This window comes from Gordonia sp. w5E2 (genome assembly GCF_036540975.1).
Taxonomy (GTDB): domain Bacteria; phylum Actinomycetota; class Actinomycetes; order Mycobacteriales; family Mycobacteriaceae; genus Gordonia; species Gordonia jacobaea.
Genome location: NZ_CP144213.1, coordinates 3689731 through 3708640, shown reverse-complemented (window position 1 = coordinate 3708640; position 18910 = coordinate 3689731). Strand labels below are relative to the sequence as shown.

General features: G+C 66.3%; 16 protein-coding genes and 1 other annotated feature. Of the genes, 5 read left to right on the top strand and 11 right to left on the bottom strand.

Going from position 1 to position 18910, the window contains the following annotated elements:
• The first annotated feature begins 13 nt into the window (after positions 1–13).
• From mftG to RND64_RS16690, 5 genes are all read left to right on the top strand, one after another.
• Entirely contained in the window at positions 14–1321 is a 1308-nt protein-coding gene (gene mftG, locus RND64_RS16710) for a mycofactocin system GMC family oxidoreductase MftG (RefSeq protein ID WP_235434344.1), read from the top strand.
• A gap of 30 nt (positions 1322–1351) precedes the next feature.
• A complete protein-coding gene (locus RND64_RS16705) occupies positions 1352–2029 on the top strand; it encodes a FadR/GntR family transcriptional regulator (protein WP_049699034.1) in 678 nt (225 codons plus the stop codon).
• Positions 2026–3273, top strand: coding sequence for a CynX/NimT family MFS transporter (locus tag RND64_RS16700; protein ID WP_082938047.1), 1248 nt, complete (start codon positions 2026–2028; stop codon positions 3271–3273). Before RND64_RS16705 ends, RND64_RS16700 begins: the two co-directional genes overlap by 4 nt.
• A gap of 166 nt (positions 3274–3439) precedes the next feature.
• Positions 3440–5500, top strand: a complete 2061-nt coding sequence (locus RND64_RS16695) for a cytochrome c oxidase assembly protein (protein ID WP_064870180.1) — start codon at positions 3440–3442, stop codon at positions 5498–5500.
• 66 nt (positions 5501–5566) lie between these two features.
• The gene (locus tag RND64_RS16690; protein WP_064870182.1) at positions 5567–6139 is read left to right on the top strand and encodes a zf-HC2 domain-containing protein; all 573 of its coding nucleotides are present in this window, start codon (positions 5567–5569) and stop codon (positions 6137–6139) included.
• Positions 6140–6161: 22 nt separating this feature from the next.
• On the opposite strand, the gene RND64_RS16685 is transcribed toward RND64_RS16690, so the two are convergent.
• The 11 genes from RND64_RS16685 to RND64_RS16635 form a co-directional block, all read right to left on the bottom strand.
• The gene (locus RND64_RS16685; protein ID WP_442902895.1) at positions 6162–8417 is read right to left on the bottom strand and encodes a heavy metal translocating P-type ATPase; all 2256 of its coding nucleotides are present in this window, start codon (positions 8415–8417) and stop codon (positions 6162–6164) included.
• Positions 8418–8647: 230 nt separating this feature from the next.
• Positions 8648–9355 carry a vitamin K epoxide reductase family protein gene (locus RND64_RS16680; protein WP_049698814.1) on the bottom strand — a complete coding sequence of 236 codons (708 nt, stop codon included), beginning with the start codon at positions 9353–9355 and terminating at the stop codon, positions 8648–8650.
• A gap of 40 nt (positions 9356–9395) precedes the next feature.
• A complete protein-coding gene (locus tag RND64_RS16675) occupies positions 9396–10133 on the bottom strand; it encodes a DsbA family protein (protein WP_049698815.1) in 738 nt (245 codons plus the stop codon).
• 169 nt (positions 10134–10302) lie between these two features.
• Positions 10303–10887 (bottom strand): RNA polymerase sigma factor SigC, encoded by a 585-nt coding sequence (sigC, locus tag RND64_RS16670; protein ID WP_049698816.1) that lies wholly within the window; start codon positions 10885–10887, stop codon positions 10303–10305.
• 24 nt (positions 10888–10911) lie between these two features.
• The gene (locus tag RND64_RS16665) at positions 10912–11640 is read right to left on the bottom strand and encodes an aspartate/glutamate racemase family protein (RefSeq protein ID WP_049698817.1); all 729 of its coding nucleotides are present in this window, start codon (positions 11638–11640) and stop codon (positions 10912–10914) included.
• Between the two features lie 120 nt (positions 11641–11760).
• The gene (locus RND64_RS16660) at positions 11761–13419 is read right to left on the bottom strand and encodes an NCS1 family nucleobase:cation symporter-1 (protein WP_049698818.1); all 1659 of its coding nucleotides are present in this window, start codon (positions 13417–13419) and stop codon (positions 11761–11763) included.
• Between the two features lie 127 nt (positions 13420–13546).
• On the bottom strand, positions 13547–14275 hold the full coding sequence (locus RND64_RS16655) for a DUF1275 family protein (RefSeq protein ID WP_049698819.1): 729 nt from the start codon (positions 14273–14275) through the stop codon (positions 13547–13549).
• Entirely contained in the window at positions 14269–15258 is a 990-nt protein-coding gene (locus RND64_RS16650) for an amidase family protein (RefSeq protein WP_331436685.1), read from the bottom strand. Before RND64_RS16650 ends, RND64_RS16655 begins: the two co-directional genes overlap by 7 nt.
• A 29-nt stretch (positions 15259–15287) precedes the next feature.
• Positions 15288–16570 (bottom strand): IS3 family transposase gene (locus tag RND64_RS16645; protein WP_287014881.1). Its coding sequence is split into 2 segments (ribosomal slippage): positions 15288–16282 and positions 16282–16570, totalling 1284 coding nucleotides; the frame shifts between segments, so codons are not numbered across the junction.
• Positions 16164–16292, bottom strand: a sequence feature (AL1L pseudoknot). (Overlaps the previous gene by 129 nt.)
• Before the next feature lie 526 nt (positions 16571–17096).
• Positions 17097–18236 carry an acetamidase/formamidase family protein gene (locus RND64_RS16640; protein WP_231894072.1) on the bottom strand — a complete coding sequence of 380 codons (1140 nt, stop codon included), beginning with the start codon at positions 18234–18236 and terminating at the stop codon, positions 17097–17099.
• On the bottom strand, positions 18233–18904 hold the full coding sequence (locus RND64_RS16635; RefSeq protein WP_064868441.1) for a FadR/GntR family transcriptional regulator: 672 nt from the start codon (positions 18902–18904) through the stop codon (positions 18233–18235). Before RND64_RS16635 ends, RND64_RS16640 begins: the two co-directional genes overlap by 4 nt.
• Positions 18905–18910: the final 6 nt, after the last annotated feature.

Here is an 18910-nt window from a genome sequence, read left to right as displayed (position 1 = left end):
ATTCGACTGTGCCGTGCCCACATCGACTGCGAGCCGAGACAGCGTCGACGTCGTGATAGTCGGCGCGGGCAGCGCCGGGTGCGTGCTCGCCGAGCGACTGTCACGTCACGAGAAGCGATCGGTGCTCGTGCTCGAGCAGGGCCCGTCGGAGTGGCCGGATGCCAGTGTCCTCGACCTCCGTAGGTTGCCGATCTCCGACGGCGAGCGCTATGTCACCCAGCATCGTGAGTCGTCCGGATTGCCGGTGGTCCGTGGGCGCGGACTCGGCGGATCGTCGGCCGTCAACGGCGCCTACTTCATGCGCTTTCATCGTGACGACTTCGACGCCTGGCAGGGGCCGTGGACTCCCGATGTCATCGACAAGGCGTACGCCGAAGTCGACGAGAAGATGGGGGTGCATCCCTTCCCCGACGCTGATCTCGCGCCCACCGCGCTCGCGTTCGAGAAATATTGGGGAGAAACATATTCGACCCGACAGCTCGACGACCCGTGGCCGCTGGTAGGGGTCAATCGAGTGCGCTCGAACAGCGTCGTCGGGATTCGACGGACCGCCGCGGACGCCTACCTGCGTCCCCACCTGAACCGGCCGAATCTGCGGGTCCGTACGGGCGTGAAGGTCGAGAGGGTGTTGCTCGCCGATGCGAAGGCTGTCGGTGTGGTGTGCGACGGTCGCGACATCCGCGCACGCGAGGTGATCCTGTGCGCCGGAACCCTCGGCAGCGCCGCGGTGTTGTTGAGGTCGGGCGTCGCAGGCGAGCACATGCGCGTACACGAGCACCGCGAGGTGCTCGTCGGATATCGCCTCCGCGAGCAACCCGAACCGGGCCCGTTGCTGCCGACGGTCGTGCACACCGGCGACGGGCTCGAGATCCGCTGTTACCGAGACGATTTCGCGCGGTACGTCGGAGGTCTCACGCTATCCGGTCCAGCTGTCGGAGTGGCGGCGATGGCGCCGGGTGCGCCGGGCGAGGTGTATCTCGACGGCGTGGACGCCGGGGTTCGGCTCGACCGGCCGGAAGATCGGGTACTGCGCGATATGGCGCGAACCGCGCACGAGGTGGTCGAGATGTTGAGGTCGTCGGAGTTCGGTGGGCTCGTCGTCGCCGACTCGATCGGCATCGACCCCGTGCTGCGCACCTCACAACATGCCTGGGGGTCGATGCCGATGGGCGAGCGCACCGACTGGCTCGGCGCAGTGCGAGGGGTCGGGCACCTTCGCGTTGTCGACGGTTCCATCCTCCCGGCCGCAGGCCGTAGCGGACCTCATGCCACCACGATGATGGTCGCGGCGGTGATCGGGGACGTGGTCGCCGCTGACTGAGGCGCAAACATGGGATGTTAGGATGTGCTCATGTCTGAGGTCATCGAGCGTCCCAAGCGCACCAGCGAACTGGTGGTGGAGCGGATGGAGCGGCTCATCCGCGACGGCGTCTGGCCCGTGGGAGCGTGTATCCCGGCAGAGCCCGAGCTGGTCCGTGATTTCGGAGTGGGGCGCAACACGATTCGCGAGGCTGTGCGTGCGTTGGAGCACTCGGGCATGCTCGTGCCGCGCCGCGGCGATGGCACGTATGTGCGCAGCGCTAACACATTTGCCGCTGCGATGACCCGCACTGCCACGTCGGAGATGCTCGACGTGTTGCAGGTTCGTCGTGCACTGGAGTCGGAGGCCGCCGCGGGCGCCGCACGCGACGCAACCGCAGACGCCAAACGCACACTACGCGAGGCGCTCGACACGGCGGAGGGCATCCTCGCGACGGGCGACATCGACGCGTACGCGCGCGCCGACATCGACTTCCACACCGAACTCGTTGCGGCGTCGGGCAATCCGCTGCTCATCGAGATCTACTCGGGTGTTCTCGAAGTGATGCACCGCTCCCACGCCGACATCGCCGGATTGTCGGTCGTGGCAAACGCCCATCCGGCAGGCCATCGTGACGTGGTCGCCGCGATAGATGCCGGCGACGAGCAGGCCGCACGTGCTGCAGTCGTTGATTACCTGGCCGAGGCAGAGGGCAGCGTGCGCCGATGAGCCGGACGTCCACATCGCCGACCCCGTCGACGTCCGAAACGCCCTCCGAACATTCGATCAGGCTCAACCCGGGTGAATTGCGAGGCGGCGCAGCAATTCTCGCGGCTGTGGCGATCATGTTGGTTGCGGCCAATCTGCGACCGCCCGTCGTGTCGGTCGCGCCGTTGATCGACGTGATCCGCGACGACCTCGGATTCTCCAGTGCCACAGCGGGTCTGCTCACCACTCTGCCGGTGCTGTTCTTCGGACTGACCGCGCCCATCGCGCCACGGATCGCAGCTCGATTCGGAATCGAACGCACCATCTTCGCGTCGCTCGCGTTGCTGATCGTCGGAATCCTGTTGCGTCTCATACCCTCTGTGGCGACGCTGTTCCTGGGATCGGCCGTTCTCGGCGCGGCAATAGGTGTGTGCAACGTGGTGTTGCCCGCCCTCATCAAGCGCGATTTCGCGCATCGATCCGGTCTGATGACCGGCCTGTACTCGATGACCCTGTCGGGTGGGGCGGCAGTGACCGCGGCGGTCATGGTGCCGATGGACACAGCCCTTGACGAGAACTGGCGGGCGTCGTTGGCGATGTGGGCGCTGTTGGCCGTCGTCGCGATGGCGGTGTGGGTACCGCAGCTGCGTCGGGTGCATACGGTCGCGGTGGGGCCCCGTGCGCCTGGCCTCTGGGCCAATCCGATCGCATGGGCGATCACGGTGTACATGGCGGCGCAGTCGTTCATCTTCTATACGTTCAGCGCATGGCTGCCGCAGTACCTGATCGACAACGGGAGCACGCCGTCGAGCGCGGGCAATGTGCTGGCGATCGGTCAGGTGGTCGCGCTCATCATGTCGCTGGTGGCTCCGATCGTCGCGGGGCGGTTCGCCGACCAACGTCTGGTGACCCTCGCATTTCTCGCGGTCTGTACGGCGGGGTTCGTCGGGCTGGTCTTCACCGATCATGCGACGGTGCTCTGGGTCTGCATGGTGATGGCGGGACCGGGCGCGGCCATCAGCCTCGCGCTGCTGTTCATGGTGCTGCGCAGTTCGTCTGCCACGCAGACCGGCCAGGTGTCGGGGATGTCGCAGTCCGTCGGCTACATCCTCGCGGCAGCCGGCCCGATCGCCATCGGATGGATTCACGATGTGACGGGATCGTGGTCGCTCGCCTTCGGAGTGCTCGCGCTCGCCGTGATCCCGCAGGCGCTCGCGACACTTCTGGCTGCCAAGAACGTACGAATGCCTTCTCATCTCGATTGATCGAACGGCCCGCCAGTGCCCGGAGTTCTCCGCTGACCTGCGTGTGACCCGGACCTCCCGCGCTCGCCCGGGCAGCGGGACCCACGACGCGGGGTCGTAGACTGGCCAAGACGTCAGGCCAGCGAAACGTCGTACTCGCTGGTTCTCGGCGGGCTAGGAGGAAGAGATGACCGCCGCCGACAGTGAAACGCAGGCCGAAGGTGCAACGCGGGCCGACAGCGCAACGCGCGTCGACGCGGCACGCATCCGGCCAACCGTGATTCTCGGCGCAGCGTTCGCCGTGGCCCTGGTGGGCGTCGTGATCTACGCGCTCATCAGTGGAAACGCCCGTCATCTCGAAAGCGGCGACCCGTTCCCGGGTACCTTCACCGCCACAGCCGACGTCGTCGGCTATTTCCTCGGCTTTCTCGCTGCCGCACTGACCCTCGGTGGCCTTGTCTTCATCATCACCGCGTCGAATCCGGATGAGCACGGCAGCATCGATGTGACGGGATACCGGGCGCATCTGATGCTCGGCAGGCTCTCCATCGGCTGGGCCGTGCTGTCGTGGCTCATGGTCAGCGTCGCCGCCGCCGACGCCTCCGGAACGACCCCGTGGCGATTGGTGGGTGAGGGGTTCCTCGGGCAGGGGATCGGGGTCAGCGAGGCCGCTGTCGCGTGGATCGTGATGGCGGTGTGCGCCACCGTGATCGCGGTGCTCATCAGGTTCTCGCTCGGGTGGATGATGCACGTCGTCCTCCTCATACCCGCGGTGATCGCGATGGTCGCCCTGCCGCTTGCGAGCAACGCGGGGCAGGGGCCGAATCACGACTACAACACCAGTCTCGGTATCGGGTTCGCGCTCGCCGTCGGGGTGTCACTCGGGTTCCGAGTGGCGTGGGCGAACGCGCCGCGCATCACCTCCGACGTCGCGCGGGCTGTGGTATCCCGGCGCAGCGCGCTCATCCTCGTCATCAGCGACGCCGTTGCGCTCGTGTACGGCTTGGCGCTGACTCTCTTCCTCCTGCCGGTGCGCTACGCATTCGACACCGCCTTCGGCTTGGCCGCGATCGTCATGATCGTGCTGGTGGCCGTGGCACTCGCGACGAGTGTCTCCGCCTACCGTGCATCCAAGCAGAACGACGTCTCGCCACAGGGCGACGCCGATACCGAGAGCAGCGCGGGGCGTCGGATCGTGAGCGCAGGCGCTGTGCTCATGCTGGCGGCGGTCGCGTGCTGGACCGTCATGGACACCCGCGTCGCGCCGGGGCTGCTGGCACACAAGTTCACCGGATGGGACGTGTTCCTCGGATACGAACTGCCCGGCCCGGCGACGACATGGACGTTGGCGACCTTCTGGCGCCCCGACCTCTTGATCGGTGTCGCCGCTCTTGCCGCAGCAGTTCTGTATCTGGCCGGTGTGCGCCGACTGCGGCGTCGTGGCGATGAGTGGCCGGTCGGCCGCACCATCTCGTGGGTGCTCGGCTGTCTGGTCGTCGTGGTGGTCACGGGGTCCGGGGTGCGTGCCTACGGCTCGGCGATGTTCAGCGTGCACATGGCAGAACACATGGCGCTCAACATGTTCGCGCCGGTACTCCTGGTGCTCGGCGCGCCCGCGACCCTTGCGTTGCGTGCGCTCCCGGCGGCTCACGGCGACGAGCCTCCCGGCCCGCGCGAATGGCTGTTGCGCGTGCTGCACTCGAAGGTGACGGCGGTGCTGTCGAATCCGATCGTGGCGCTGGTGGTGTTCGTACTGTCGCTCTACGTCGTCTACTTCACCGGAATCTTCGGCACCCTCACCCGGTATCACTGGGGCCACGTGCTGCTGACCGTGCACTTCATCATCGTCGGCTACCTCTTCTACTGGGTCATCATCGGTATCGACCCGGGGCCGCGTCGAATCCCGTTCCTCGCCCGTATCGGATTGTTGTTCGCGGTCATGCCATTTCACGCGTTCTTCGGCATCGCGTTGATGACGATGTCGACGGTGGTCGGCGACAAGTTCTACAGCGAACTGATGTTGCCGTGGGTGACCGACCGACTGCACGACCAGTGGCTCGGTGGCGCGATCGCATGGGGCGCGAGCGAGGTGCCCGTCGTGCTGGTCGTCGTGGCCATCGTGGCGCAGTGGGCCAAGGTCGATCGGCGCGAGGCCAACCGCGGCGATCGTCATGCCGATACCTACGAGGACACCGAACTCGACTCCTACAACGCGATGCTCGACGAGTTGTCGAAGTCGCGTCGATGAGCAGGCTCCATCTGGTCTGTCGGGTCGAGACGTTCGACGGCTTGACCGCGCGAGGAGAATGACACCATGCGATGTGAGGTGGCGCGGGAGTCGCTGTCGGCGCGAATCGACGGCGAGCGTGAGTCGGTGCCCGCTGCGCGCGTCGATGAGCACCTCGCTCAGTGCCCCGCATGCCAGCGCTGGTACAGCACCGCACAGGGCATGAACTTCGCGGCGGCCGACCTGGCGCCGGACCTCAGCACGACGATCCTCGAGGCGTCGCAGACATCCGAACCCGATGGCACACAGCGTCGTCGAAACGCCGACGGCATCACGCGTCGTCGCAACGCCGACGAGATGAGCCGGGTGGTCGTTGCCCTCCACGCCGCGTCCGTCGCATGTGCCGTCGCCGCAGTCGTCTTGAGCGTCGGCTATCTCAGTGGCTCCGCGCCGCTGTGGTATCCCGCGGTGCAGATCGCGCTCGCGGTCGTGGCAATCGTGCTCGCCGTTGCCGCGCGGGTCAGTTCACGACGTCGTGGCCGGGTGGCACGTCAGATACCCAGTGCCGCAACGAATGTCGACGACGCCGCTCGTGACGGCGACACGGCGTCGGACGTCACCGACCTTGCCGCGCTGCGCGCAAAGCGCAACGCGGGATAGCACCCGACACCGTGGACCGGCGCTACTTCCGTGCGCCGAAGTGCTGTAGTCGCAGGCTGTTGGAGACGACGAACAACGACGACAGGGCCATCGCCGCGCCCGCGATCAGCGGGTTGAGCACGCCGGCCGCGGCGATCGGGATGGCCGCGACGTTGTAGCCGAACGCCCAGATCAGGTTGGTTCGGATCGTGCGCTGGGTGGCACGCGCCAGGCTCAGCGCGGCGGGGGCGGCCCGCAGGTCGTCGCGCACCAGCACGACGTCGGCAGCCCCGATCGCGACGTCGGTGCCGCGACCGATCGCGACGCCGAGATCTGCGGTGGCCAGGGCTGGACCGTCGTTGATGCCGTCGCCGACCATCGCCACCGAGTGCCCAGCCTCCTGCAGTTCGCGGATCGCGTCGACCTTGGCGTCGGGAAGCACCTCGGCGACCACGTCGGTGATACCGACCTCGTCGGCGACCGCGTGTGCGGCGCCGGAGTTGTCGCCGGTCAGCAGCACGGTGCGCATGCCCGCGGCCTGCAGGGCGGCGATGGCGGGTGCGGCACTGGACTTCACGGTGTCGGCGACGGCGATCAGTCCGCTCAGTCGGTCGTCGACGGCCACGTAGATCGCGGTCTCGCCCTTGGCTTCTGCGTCTCGACGACGACGAGCGGTCGCCGCCGGAATCACGCCACCCGCGTCGTCGACCGACTGCGACACCCAGCGAGGTGACCCGACGGTGACCCGATGCCCGTCGACCGTTCCGACAACGCCGCGTCCGGGTTCGGCGCGGAAGTCGGTGACCTCGAGGCGGTCCGCCTCGTCGACCGCGGCGACGATCGCCGAACCGACGGCATGCTCGGACGCGGATTCGACGGCACCCGCCAGCGCAAGCAGGCGCTCATCGGAGAGCTGCGCCTCGTCGTCGCTGTACACCTGCGTCACCGACAGTGCGCCCTCGGTGACGGTTCCGGTCTTGTCGAAGACGACGGTGTCGATGTAGCGGGAGGTATCGAGCGCCTGATAGCCCTTGAGGAAGATGCCCAACTGGGCACCGCGGCCGGTCGCGACCATCACGGCGATCGGCGTGGCGAGACCCAGGGCGCACGGACATGCGATGACCAGCACTGCCAGTCCTGCGGCGACCGCACGCTCGACGGGACCGCCTGCGAGCAGCCACGCACCAACCGTCACCACGGCGATCGCGACGACGACCGGCACGAAGACACCGGCGACACGGTCGGCGAGGCGCTGGGCGTTGGCCTTACCGGTTTGAGCCTCCTCGACCAGACGCATCATGCCTGCGAACGCGGTATCGGGTCCGACGGCCGCGGCCTCGACGATCAGGCGCCCGTTGAGTGCGGTGGTTCCGCCGATCACAGGTTCACCCGGCTCGACGTCGACCGGCTTCGATTCGCCCGTCATCGCGCTCATGTCGACGGCGGCAGATCCCTCGATGACCAGGCCGTCGGTGCCGATCGTCTCGCCCGGACGGACGACAAAACGCTGGCCCTCCGACAGTTCACCCGCGGGGATGCGCATCTCGGTGCCGTCGCGCAGCAGGACCGAGACGTCCTTGGCGCCGAGCGCGGCCAATGCCCGCAGTGCGCCGCCCGCACGGGAGCGTGCTCGCGCCTCGAAGTAGCGGCCGGCAAGGACGAGCACGGTGACGCCGGTCGCGACCTCGAGATAGATCGAGTCGGCGCTCCAGATGGCAGCCCACACACCCTGCGACGCCGCCGATTCGGTGTCCGTGGCGAAGAACATCGAGTAGAGCGACCACCCGGCCGCGGCGAGAACACCCAGCGTGACAAGCGTTTCCATGGTCGCGTTGCCGGTGCGGAGGTTCTTTGCGGCGACGCGGTAGAAGGGCCACGCGCACCACGTCAGGATCGGTAGCGCCAGCGCCAGGAGCAGCCACTGCCATCCCGTGAACCTCGTCGACGGCACGACGGCGAACACGATCGACAGGTCTGCGAGAGGGATGAAGAGGATCAGCGCGACGGCGAGTCGACGGAACAGGCGTTTGGCCTCGTCGCCATCGGTGTCGGGAATGGGGGTGGGAGTGTCGCTGCGGACGCTTGCGCCGTAACCGCTCGCGTCGACGACCTCGCACAGCGTGTCGGCGTTCACGTCGTTGGCGGCGTCGATCGTCGCGACGCGCGTTGCGTAGTTCACCGACGCCTTGACGCCGTCGACCTTGTTGAGCTTGCGCTCGACCCTCGCTGCGCACGCGCCGCAGGTCATACCCGTCACGTCGAGCTGGATTCGTTGCAGTGCGTTCCCGGCGTCGGCGATTCCTGCGTGGGCCGACTCGGGTTCTCCGGTCGAGCTCGTGCGGGATTCCAGCGTGGTCACATCGTCCTCGATCTCTTCGTCCGTATACGCGCGCCGCGGCGTCGGGGATGACCCGACCGTTTGCGACCACCCGTCTACGACGATCCGCCGGCCGCGCACGTACTCCTACAAGTATGTCGTCTGCGGGTGCCGGACAGTTCCCGAGGATTTTCCCGAAGGCGTCTACCGCGTCAGATCAGGGTCTGCCAGTAGTCCCAGAATTCGACGAGGATGGCGACGATCACGATGGCGTACCAGACGGGCAGCGCGACCCACAGCCAACCGCGAATCTCGCGGCCGCGTGGGCTGTCGCCGATGACACGGTTGATGCTCAGCACGAGAATGATCGGCACGACGACCCACACGACCAGGCAGTACGGGCACAACGCGTGGATCTTGTACAGCGCGGAGTATGCGAGGAAGTTGACGAACACGAAGCCCGCGAGGCTTCCGAGTGTCATGCCGAGCCAGTACCAGCGGGGGAGGGCGATCCCGGCTACGGCGAGCACGCCTGTGACGATGACCACCGCGAACGCCGCGATGCCGATCAGCGGGTTGGGGAACCCGAACAGACCCGCCTGCCAACTCTCCATGACCGAGCCACACGAGATGACCGGGTTGAGCGAGCAACTCGGCACGTAGTCGGGGTTCTGCAGAAGGTGAATCTTCTCGATGGCGAGCGTCGACGCCGCGACGAATCCGAGGACCCCGAGGATGAGTAGCACCCACCCGGTGGGTCGGCTCACGTGCACGAGGCCGGTCAGACCTCGTGAACCCGACTGTTCGCCGGTGTCGGACCGGGCGACCTCCGAGTCGGCGTCGGCGCGCGTTGCGTCGATTGACTCCTTGTCGGTGTCGACGGGGACGTGCGCGTTGTCGTCGGCGTGTGTCGTGCTCATGGTTGGTGCCTCGCGTATCGGGTGCGATGGTGTCGGTCGGCTACTGCTTGTTCGCTGCCTCGTTGACCGCTGCAATGAGGGCATCCGGGGTGCTGAGCTGGACCGGCTGTCCGTTGATCTTGATGGTCGGCGTCGAGTTGACTCCCGAGTTGAGCGCCTTCTGGGTGGTGTCCTTCACGAAGCCGCTGAACTGCTCGTCGCCGATGCACTGCTTGAGGTTTGTCGCTCCGACCTGCTTGGCGATCGAGTTGAGCTCATCGTTGGTCAGGCCGGGACCACCCTCTTCGGGCTGCTGGGCGTAGAGCGCGTTGTGGAACTTGATCCAGGTGTCGAAGTTGCCGTCACCTGCGGTCGATTGCGCGACGCACGCCGAGGCATTGGCTGCGCGTGACGAGTAATTGGTGGTCGACATCCGGTCGAGGATGGCGATCGGCATGTAGTCGACGGCAACCTTCGGATTGCTGCGGATCTGCTCCATGGCACCGGCGAACTGGGTCTCGAAGGAGCGGCAGGCGGGGCACTGGAAGTCCTCGACAACCGTCACCGTGACGGGCGGGGTGGTGCCCTTGGGTGCTGTGGTGACGCGGTAGGCGTTGTCGGTGGCGACGGTGACATTGCTCGACGATCCGGTGGCCGACTCGTTCGAGACGAGCACCCAGACGCCGATTCCGACGGCCAGGGCGACCAGCACTACGGCTGCACCGATCTTCATCAGCAGGGAACGGCGCTTCTCTGCCGCTCGCGGGTCAACGATCGGCTTGCGACGCTTGTCGGCCACAGGTCCCTCACATCTCTTTCGCTCGTCATCTGGGGTGAGGACCGACCACATCGTCGCGACACGAATGCGCCGATACGGCTGGATAACGGTCCGTCGCCGTTCTCAAGGGTACGCAAACCTGCCTGAGAAAAGGCATAAGGCTTAGGTCCTGACCGGCGTCGCCTGCAGGTCAGCTGGTGCGTTCACCCCGATGAGGAGTGTTGGCCGCGCCGATCAGCGCTTCGCGTGCGCGGGCGACGCGCGAACGCACCGTACCGACCGGGCAGCCGGTGACCTCGGCAGCCTCCTGGTACGACAGCCCGAGGACCTGCGTCAACACGAGAGCTTCACGTCGTTCCGGAGGTAGATCGTCGAGCAGGAGATTGACGTCGACGACGTCTTCCCACCCCGTCGAGCGCGGCTGCCGGGTATCCGCGGCGTCGATCCAGTCCACGCCGCCCGCGATGCGCGGACGCGACATTGCGCGGCGTACGTCGTCGGCGCAGACGCGTCGCGCGATGGCGAGGAGCCAGGTGCGGGCCGTCGAATTGCCCGCGAAGCGTGGAAGCGAGCGGATCGCCCTGAGGTAGGTCTCCTGCGTCAGGTCGTCGGCGACGCGGGGGTCGGCGAGATGTGCGACGAATCGCCAGACGTCACGCTGTGTCTCCCGCACGAACTGCTCGAGCGCCCGACGGTCGCCACGAGCTGCCGCGAAGGCCAGTTCGGTGACTTCAGCGTCGTGGTCGGACGCCGATCGATCGGCGGGGACGGTCATGGGGATCAACCCTAACCTGCGGGGTCATCGCGGATCGAGCTCGGGCGGCAGACCGCGGTACTCCTTGACCGGTGGTGCGGCGAACTCGCCGGACGCGGTACCCGTGTGCAGGCCCATCGCGGCCATCGCCGAGAGCATCCCGACACCGGCGGCGACGCCGTCGATGACGGGGACTCCGAGGTCGGCGGAGAGTTCGGCCGCGAGGTCGGCCATGCCCGCGCATCCGAGCACGATGGCGTCGGAACCGTCCGTCGCGAGCGCTTCACGGCATGCCTTCGCGAGGATCTCGGCGGTGTCGGGGTTGGTCTCGAGGTCGAGCACGGCGATCTCACACGCATGGATGCCGCGACACTGCGTGCTGAATCCGTAGTGCGCCACGAGATCTGCGGCTCGTCCGATCGTCCGGTGCAATGTGGTGACCACCGAGAACCCTCGGCCGAGCGGCGCGGCGAGATGCATTGCGGCCTCGGCGATCCCGAGGACCGGTGCCACAGCCAGTTCACGAGCGGCGTCGAGGCCGGGGTCGCCGAAGCACGCAACCAGATATCCGTCGGCGTCGGGGTTGGCGCTGATGGCCCGAAGTAGTCCCGGGACAGCGAGTGCCTCGTCGACGTGGCTCTCGATCGACGAGGGGCCGGCTTCGGAGGTGATCGCGACGATTTCGGCGTCCGGCCGTGCCACCGACCGTGCTGCGGCGGCGATCACCGCGGTCATCTCCGCGGTCGTGTTGGGGTTGATGACGCACAACTTCATCGGTGTGGTTGTCTCCCTTGCCTTCTCATGTGGCGTCGTTCTGAGGTGTTGACCAGAGCCTCGTGGCGACATCGCGATCCGCGCAGTTGCGTCGGATGCGGTGTCGCCACGAGGCGGGTGTCAGGATGCAGGTTCGGCCTCGGCGCTCGACGTCGAATCCGCTGTGTCCTTTGCTTCGGCGGCAGGGCTTGCCGTCGGCGAACCGGGAAGCATGGTGCCGTCGGCGGCGACCTCCATGTCGGTCGTGATGGTCGCTGCCGGGACGTGCATGCCGTGGAGGAAGTACGGCGAGGCCAACTTCATTCCGGCGTAGTAGAAGATGAAACCTGCTGCGGCGCCCATGAACCAGGTGAAGCTGGCCTCGTACGAGGTGCCCCAGATGACGAAGCAGATCGGGATGATCGATGCGAGCACCACCGAGATGACCGCAACCGGGTTCCAACCACCGCGGTAGTGGTAGGCGCCCTCGGGGCTCATGGTGAACAGGTCGTCGACGATGATCTTCTGCTTCTTCACGAGGTAGAAGTCAGCGATGAGAATGCCGAACAGTGGTCCGATCACGGCCCCGAGGGTGTCCATCGTGTAGTGAATTGCGCTCGGGTTGTTGAACAGATTCCACGGCGTGATGATGACCGAGCCGATCGCCGCGATCATGCCGCCCATGCGCCAGGAGATCTTGGTGGGCGCGACATTCGAGAAGTCGAATGCTGGGGAGACGAAGTTGGCGACGATGTTGATGCCGATGGTGGCGATCGCGAAGGTCAGTACGCCGAGAACGGCGGCCGTGGTGTTGTCGATTTGGTCGACGATGTGCACGGGGTCGGTGACGATCTTGCCGTCGGCGTCGCGACCGATCACGGTGGCGCCCGCCGAGACGGTGCACACGACGAGGATCGAGAAGAAGAGGAAGTTGACCGGGAGACCCCAGAAGTTGCCCTTCTTGACCTCGCCGAAGGTCTTGCCGTAGCGAGAGAAGTCGCCGAAGTTGAGCATCGGGCCCGAGAAGTAGGAGACCACGAGGGCGAATGCGCTGATCATCATCGTGATGGTCGGCCACGTTCCGCTGATACCGGAGCCCTCCGACAGATCGAAGTGCACATTGCTCCAGCCCGCCTTGGCGATCAGGTACACCGCGAGCGCGATCATCACGACGTAGACGGCAGGTCCGCAGAAGTCGATGAACTTGCGGATGGTGTCCATGCCGTTCCAGAAGACGAGCGCCTGCAGCACCCACATCACGACGAAGCCGGCCCAGCCGAGTAGTGACAGGCCGAGGAACGCGTGCGAACCGTTCTCGCCGTAGGGCTCGAGTGCCGGCCAGAATTTCAGCGCCAGCAAACCGAATGCCGTCGATGCCAGATATGTCTGAATTCCGTACCAGACAACGGCAATGGAGCCGCGGATGATTGCCGGGATATTGGCGCCCTTGACGCCGAAGCAGATTCGCGTGGTGACCGGGTACGGCACGCCGGCCTGCTGGGACGGCTTGGCCACCAGGTTGCAGAGTATGTTGACGGCGACGATGCCCACCAACAGTGAAACGAGCACCTGCCACGACGAGATGCCCAGTGCGAAAAGGCTTCCGGCGAATACGTACCCGCCGACGCTGTGCACGTCCGACATCCAGAACGCGAAGATGTTGTACCAGGTCCAGCTCTGCTCTTTCAGCGGAGCCAGATCCTCATTCGTCAATTGCTGGTCGTAGCCGACCTTGATGATGCTTTCGCCCGCCGCACTATGGTGCTCGGTGGCGATCTGCGCGTCGGATGAAGCGCTCATGATTCTCCTCGGGGCATTGGTGACATCGGAGTGGTCTCCGAAGTGCCTGAGTCGAAACTAAGAACCCTTTGTTACCCGACAATTAACACACAAATATATTCCGCGTCACACCGAATATATTCGCACGTCAGTCCGCATTGGCGGCGGAGTGCGTCGCGGAGCGGTGCCTTCGGCCGGTGGGCGAATCGTGGACGGCACCGACGACGGCGACCACGGCGATCACCACACCCGCGACGAGTAGTGCTGTGCCCATGTGGACGCGCATCAACACCACGCCGAGTGCCGCGCCCGCGATCAGCGAGATGACCGCGGCGGTGCGTCGACCTGTTCCACCGCCTTTGCCGGACCCGAAGAAGGAGTCGGCGGCGAGGCCGGTGATGGTCGAGGTCACGACGACGGTCGTCACGTCCTTGACGGCGACGGCGCGCGCCGCGGCGGCTTGAATGCCCATCGCGGTGGCCGCGATTGTCGTCACCGTGATCATCACCGCATGTTCGGGCTGGTCGCCGGAGATGAACAGCGTGATGGCCAAGGCGACCATCGTCGCGGAGACCGTTGCGAACAGGACCGTGGTGCCAAGCGTCCATCGACGCTCGGCGTGTCGCAGTGTGCGCCCACCGATAGCTGCACCAATCATGAAGCCCGCAAGGGCCATTGCGGGTCCGAGGATGGGCAGGCCGGAACCACCCGCGAGCGCCATGCCGAGGATCACCACGTTGCCGGTCATGTTGCCGGTGAAGACCTTGTCGAGGCCGAGATAGCCGACGGCGTCGTTGATGCCGGTGGTGAACGTGAGCGCCAGCATCAATGACAGGTGCATGCGTTCGGTGGGGATCGCGTGAATGCGGGTCAGCAACGCGAGAATCCTCCTTGATCGGGGGTGGCGGCGGGACTGGCGGACGCGAGTTCGATCGCCCGAGCGATGAGCGCGGTGTCGCTGCCGCGCGGACCGACGAGGCTGCGTCCGATGGGGCCATCCGACGTCTCGCGATCCGGGAACGTCACCGCGGGTCGACCGGTTGCCGCCGCGATCGCGGTCAGTTGCAGTGTGGCCGTTCGGGTCTTCTCGACCTCTGCGTCGGATGCCCAACGGCGGGGTGCGGCCGTTGCCGCTGCGGGAATGTCGAGGACATCATCGCCGAGTTGCTCGTCGAACTGCGCTGCGAGGGCCGCTAGTTCGTCAAGGGCCCGGGCGTCGTCGTCGGCATCGATGGCCGCAGCCACGGCGAAACGTGCGGCCGCTGATCCCTCGAGTGCACCTGGATGCGCGGTGATCCAGTCGCCGTGGACAGACCATGCCTGGAATGCCTGGTGTACGCGGAATGCCTCGGCAAGGCGGGCGAGTTCACCGTCGTCGATGTCGAGATCGTCGAGTGTCGGCATGCCGGAACCGATGTCGGTCGTCGACCGGGCGTCGAGCAGTGTCGTGGTCGCCAGTGCGAGAAGGTCGGGGTCGCGACTCAGCAGGCCGATGGTGTCGAAATCCGGTGCCAGCGCCAACAACCCGCGCGTGGAGATGGACCCGTGCGTGGAACGCAGGCCCCACAGCCCCTGATACGACGCGGGAGTGCGGATCGACCCGGCGGTGTCGGTCGCGAGCCCGAGGTCGGCGTCGCCGTGGGCTACCGCGCTTGCCGGGCCACTCGACGAGCCCCCGGGAAGCGCTGCCGGGACCGCGGCGTTGGGAGGTGTTCCGTAATGCTGGTTGTCGCCCGCCATCGAGTAGGCGAACTGGTCGGTGCGGGCGATGCCGCGAATGTGTGCACCCGAGTTCAGCAGCCGCGCAACGGCCGCGGAGTGCTCGGTTGCGGCCGGGACCGACCGTTCGTATGCGGGTATGAATCGCCCCGGGTTTGCTGGAGGCTCGGTTAGTTGGTTCCAGCGTTTGCGGGGACCGGGTTCTCACGGTAGCTGGTGACGGTGTGGGTCGACCAGTAGGCGCTCTCGTACTCGACGGGTGGGACGTGTCCGATCTCGCCGTGCAGGCGGCGGTGGTTGAACCATTCGACGTACTCAGCGACGGCGATCTCGACCTCGCCCACACCTGCCCAGCCGCCTCGCGGGCGCATCACGGGGTTACGGATGCATTCGGCTTTGAACAGCGAGTTGAACGCCTCAGCCATCGCGTTGTCGTATGAATCCCCCTTGGAGCCAACAGATGTCACCGCTTCGGCTTCGGCCAGTCGTTCGGTGTAGCGGATGGCTCGGTATTGCACTCCGCGGTCGGAGTGGTGGATCAGCCCGGCCACGTCGTGGCCGGCACGCGACCGTGCCCACAATCCCATGTCTAAGGCGTCCAATGCGAGGTCGGTGTGCATCGTGGTCGAGACCTGCCAGCCGACGACCATCCGCGAGAACACGTCCAGGACGAACGCCGCGTACACCCAGCCCGAGTGGGTGCGGATGTAGGTCAGGTCCGCCACCCACAACGCGTTCGGTGCCGCCGCGGTGAACTGACGGTTGACCCGGTCAGCCGGCCGGGGTGTTTCAGCTCCCTCGCTGCGCGTGGTCTTGCGTGTCTTGAGTCTCGCTATCCCTTGCAGCCCATCGGCTTTCATCAATCGCTCGACGGTGCAGCGGGCAACACTATGGCCCTGTCTGCGCAATTGGGCATGCACCTTGCGGGCACCGTAGACGCCGAGGTTGTCGGCATGCACCGCGCGGACCTGGGTAAGGAGATCCCGGTCACGCACCACACGAGGCGCCTCGGTCTTCTGGGGGCTCAGGTGGGCTCGTACCGTGGACGGAGCGATCTGGGCGGACGTATCGCGCAATGCCGCACAGATCGGATCGACTCCGTGTTCATCGCGGTGAGCCGCGACGAACTCCACGATCAACGCTGTGGGCGGTCGATCTCCGCCGCAAAGAAAGCCGAAGCCTGCTTCAAGATCGTGTTCGCTCGCCGCAGTTCACGGTTCTCCCGCTCCAACGCCGCGATGCGGTCAGCGTCCTCACTCGTGGTGCCCGGGCGGACCCCGCCGTCGATCTCGGCCTGACGAACCCAATTGCGCAACGCCTCGGGATGGACTCCGAGCTGATCGGCGATCCGCTTGATCGCACCTCTCGACGAATCGGGATCTCGTCGCGCTTCACATGCCATCCGGGTGGCCCGGTCCTTGAGTTCCTCACTGTACTTGCGTGGTGCTGCCATGCTCTCCATCCTTCACAGGTTCGAGAGCCTCCGACAGACCCGGGGCGGTTCAGTACCCCGCCGCCGGTGGGGAAACCGGCAACTGCGAAAACATCTTTCACAGCGACCGTCGTTCCGGTCAGCGGTCCCGGTGCTGCCGCCTCGATGAGTGGATCGCCGACGACTCGCCACACCGTCGAATCGAATCCGCGACGCGGCGTGCTCGTGTGGACCGTGACGAGGCGCCAGGTCGCGTCGTGACGTCGCCACACCTGCGACTGCACGGCCCTGCCTCCTTCGGGAACGTCGTAGACGACGAGTGCGCTACCGAGATCGATTCCGCAACTCCAGGTATGGACGTCGATCAGGCTGCCGATGGCGTGTGTGAGCGCGCCCGAACGCAGGGTGTCGGCGACACCGTGGAGTACCCCGGGGCCTGCGACGCAGGTGATGTCGGTGCACAGAAACCGGTGCATGGCGCTGTGGTCGTCTGCTGCTGCCGCTGCCCAGAATCGACGTACGACGGCGTCGAGGTCGTCGGGTGCGGTCACTGCGCGAAATCCGATCGTCGAATCCGCGCGTGCACGCCCTTCACCAGGTCGACGACCTGAGAGATGTTGAAATCCGTTGCGGCGCTGAGATAGGCGAGGGCCTGCGCGGGTTCCATGCCGTACCGCACGCCCAGCAGCGAGATCGCGGAGCGCACGCAATTCTGCACGGCGACGTCGAGGTCGGGGTCGAGGCCCGTCGGAATCAGGAAGTCTCGGGTTTCGGCGATCGGTGCCACGAGTTCGCCGAAGCGCGCGGTCACGTCGGAGGCAGGGATCACGTCGAATCGGATGGTCGCCCGTAGTGACGCCTCGAGCGCGGTCAGCGCGACCTCGCCGTCGCCCTGCGCGAAGTGCGGATCACCGACATACGCCAGCGCGCCGGGAACCTGCACCGGCAGATAGAGGGTCGCACCCTCGGTCAGGAGCGTGAGGTCGAGGTTGCCGCCGTGCGGACCGGGCTGAATCGAGTTGAGTCGCACGTCGCCCGCGGCTGCCACACCCATGATGCCCAGGAACGGCGCAAGCGGAAAGCGCGCGGCCAGTTGTGGATTCGACGTCGACAGGGGTAGAACTCCGCGGGCATCGTCGCCCTCGCCCTCGACCGACACGAATGCGCTGTACGTCGCACCGCCGAGCGGGTACTCGCCAGGCAGTGAACCGCGACCGTGGCGATTCGACACGACGCCGTAGGGGACTCGACGCCTGGTCTCCACGACGGTCATCGCCAGAAGATCGCCCGGCTGCGCTCCACGCACCTCGATTGGCCCGGTCACGACATGCGGTCCGTCGACGCCCTGGACATGCGTGCGGTCGGAGGCGCACAGGGCGACTGCCTCGTCGAGCACCATGTCGGGGTCGACGCCGTGCGTACCGAAGAAGGCGCGGGGATCACGACCCTGGTCGGAAAGGATGCCTTCGTGGCTGAGGGTGTCGATGGTGACGCTGGTGCCCGGGTCGATCGACATGATGGCGGTGTCGGCCGCGCAGGGCAGATCGCCCCAGAACACGTCGTCGGGTCGGCAGTCGAGGTAGTCATCGCCGATGATCGGGCCTGAACCCGCTGGGAGGATGACGTTCTCACTCGCGGCGTGCACGGTCCCGGTTTTCTGCATAGTCCCGGCTTTCTGAATCGTCACTGATTGCTCCGTTCGACGAGTCGGACGACCTCTTCGAGGTGTGCGGTCATGGCTGCGACCGCCTGGTGGTGGTCGTTGGCGCGTACGGCCTCGAGGATGTCGCGGTGGCCGTTGTAGGAGTTGCGTCGACCTTCGCGGGTGGCGTGCGAGCGCGCGCGGACCGTCTGGACCCACCCCGCACTGAGTTGGCAGAGCGACACCAGCAGCGGGTTGCGTGCTGCTCGAGCGAGTTGCATGTGGAAGGCGACATCCTGGGCGAGTGATTCGGTGGGGTTGAGGCCCGTGTGGGTCGACGCCAGGATTGATTCGAGCGCAACGAGATCCGACGCCGTGGCCCGGTCGGCGGCGAGTCCCGCGACCTGCGGTTCGATCAGCATCCGCAGTTCGGCGACGTGATCCTCTTCCGCGTCGTCGCTCATCGTCTCCAATAGCGCAGTGGCGTTGGCCGAGCGTGGCGCGACGACTGTTCCGCGACCGGGCGTCCTGGTGACGAGCCTGCGCTGCTCGAGGTCGCTGAGTGCTTCGCGGATCGTGGTACGGGAGACCTCGAGATTCTCGGCGAGTACGCGCTCGGGCGGCAACTTGTCGCCGGGAGAGAGGTCGTCGACCACCATTTTCTCCAGGTAGGCGGCAGTGCTGGCACTGAGTGTGTGTCCGCGACGCAGCATGCGCTC

What these genes read in the sequence shown, in the direction of transcription:
- sigC (WP_049698816.1), bottom strand. Translation starts at nt 10,887, where the DNA reads ATGACCGTCCCCGCCGATCGATCGGCGTCCGACCACGACGCTGAAGTC.
- RND64_RS16665 (WP_049698817.1), bottom strand. Translation starts at nt 11,640, where the DNA reads ATGAAGTTGTGCGTCATCAACCCCAACACGACCGCGGAGATGACCGCG.
- RND64_RS16705 (WP_049699034.1), top strand. Translation starts at nt 1,352, where the DNA reads ATGTCTGAGGTCATCGAGCGTCCCAAGCGCACCAGCGAACTGGTGGTG.
- RND64_RS16680 (WP_049698814.1), bottom strand. Translation starts at nt 9,355, where the DNA reads ATGAGCACGACACACGCCGACGACAACGCGCACGTCCCCGTCGACACC.
- RND64_RS16635 (WP_064868441.1), bottom strand. Translation starts at nt 18,904, where the DNA reads ATGCTGCGTCGCGGACACACACTCAGTGCCAGCACTGCCGCCTACCTG.
- RND64_RS16660 (WP_049698818.1), bottom strand. Translation starts at nt 13,419, where the DNA reads ATGAGCGCTTCATCCGACGCGCAGATCGCCACCGAGCACCATAGTGCG.
- RND64_RS16700 (WP_082938047.1), top strand. Translation starts at nt 2,026, where the DNA reads ATGAGCCGGACGTCCACATCGCCGACCCCGTCGACGTCCGAAACGCCC.
- RND64_RS16690 (WP_064870182.1), top strand. Translation starts at nt 5,567, where the DNA reads ATGCGATGTGAGGTGGCGCGGGAGTCGCTGTCGGCGCGAATCGACGGC.
- RND64_RS16695 (WP_064870180.1), top strand. Translation starts at nt 3,440, where the DNA reads ATGACCGCCGCCGACAGTGAAACGCAGGCCGAAGGTGCAACGCGGGCC.